General features: G+C 72.4%; 1 protein-coding gene and 1 pseudogene. Both read right to left on the reverse strand.

Going from position 1 to position 1,396, the window contains the following annotated elements:
- Positions 1-119: 119 nt before the first annotated feature.
- The gene (locus ACSNOK_RS33025; protein WP_436784474.1) at positions 120-1,262 is read right to left on the reverse strand and encodes an acyl-CoA dehydrogenase family protein; all 1,143 of its coding nucleotides are present in this window, start codon (positions 1,260-1,262) and stop codon (positions 120-122) included.
- 8 nt (positions 1,263-1,270) lie between these two features.
- Positions 1,271-1,396 (reverse strand): annotated as a pseudogene (locus ACSNOK_RS33030) (CoA transferase); the annotation flags it as partial.

Below are 1,396 nucleotides of genomic sequence, written 5' to 3' on the forward strand. Positions count from 1 at the left end.
GGGTGGGGATGTCGGTCGGGGTGGGACGGTGGCACGAGCCGGGAAGACCCCGGGCCGTCGTAACCCGGGTCCGGCGAACCGCGATCCGGACGATCCCCGGTTACGGAGTCATGTGTGGGTCACGCCAGCAGGGACCGCCCGATGATCTCCTTCATGATCTCGGTCGTGCCCCCGTAGATCGTCTGCACCCGGCCGTCGGTGAAGGCCCGGGCCACCGGATACTCGGCCATGTATCCGTACCCGCCGTGCAGTTGGAGGCACCGGTCGGCGACGCGCTTCTGCAGCTCGGTCGCCCACCACTTGGCCATCGACGCGTGCGCGGCGTCGAGCCGCCCGTCGGCGTGCTCCTCCACGCAGCGGTCGACGAAGGAGCGGGTGACGGCGCACTCGGTGGCCATCTCGGCGAGCTCGAAGCGGATGTGCTGGAACCGGGCGAGCGGCCGGCCGAAGGCCTCCCGCTCCTTGACGTACCGCGTGGTGATCTCCAGCAGGTGCTCGGCCGCCGCCGCGGCGGCGACGGCGATCTGCAGCCGCTCCTGCGGGAGGTTGGCCATGAGGTGGCCGAACGCGCCGTGGACCTCGCCGAGCAGGTTCTCCTTGGGGACGCGGACGTCGGTGAAGAAGAGCTCGGCGGTGTCCTGCGCCTTCTGCCCTATCTTGGCGAGGTTCCGGCCGCGCTCGAAGCCCTCCGCGCCCCGCTCGACGACGAGCAGGCTGAGCCCCTTGGCCCCGCCCTCGGGGGTGGTCCGGGCCACGACGATCACCAGGTCGGCGAGGATCCCGTTGGAGATGAACGTCTTGGAGCCGTTGAGCAGCCAGTGGTCGCCCTCGTCCACGGCGGCGGTCCGGATGCCCTGGAGGTCGGAGCCGGCGCCGGGTTCGGTCATGGCGATGGCGGTGACCGTCTCGCCGTCGCAGAAGCCGGGCAGCCAGCGCCGCTTCTGCTCCTCGGTGGCGAGGGTGGTGAGGTAGGGGCCGATGATGTCGTTGTGCAGCCCGGCGGCGAACCCGGCCGCGCCCGCCCGGGCGAACTCCTCGGCCAGGACGACGCCGAACCGGAAGTCCGGGGTGCCCCCGCCGCCGTACTCCTCGGGCACCGCGATGCCGAGCAGCCCCTGCTTGCCGGCCGCCCGCCAGACGTCGCGGGAGACGACGCCGTCCTCCTCCCACCGCTCGTAGTGGGGCACGACCTCCCGTTCGAGGAAGGTCCGTACGGTGGCCCGGAAGGCGTCGTGCCGGTCGTCGAACAGCCGGCGCTTCATCTGTTCCATCACTGCGGGCCCTTCTGTCGGAGACCGGGAACGCCCCAGTCGCGGGCGACTTCCTCGGTGTGCGCGCCGGCCGGCGCGGGCGGCCGGCGGAGGGAGCCGGGGGTGGCGGAGAAGCGGGGCGCGGG

Source organism: Streptomyces sp. URMC 126, assembly GCF_051386555.1.
Taxonomy (GTDB): domain Bacteria; phylum Actinomycetota; class Actinomycetes; order Streptomycetales; family Streptomycetaceae; genus Streptomyces.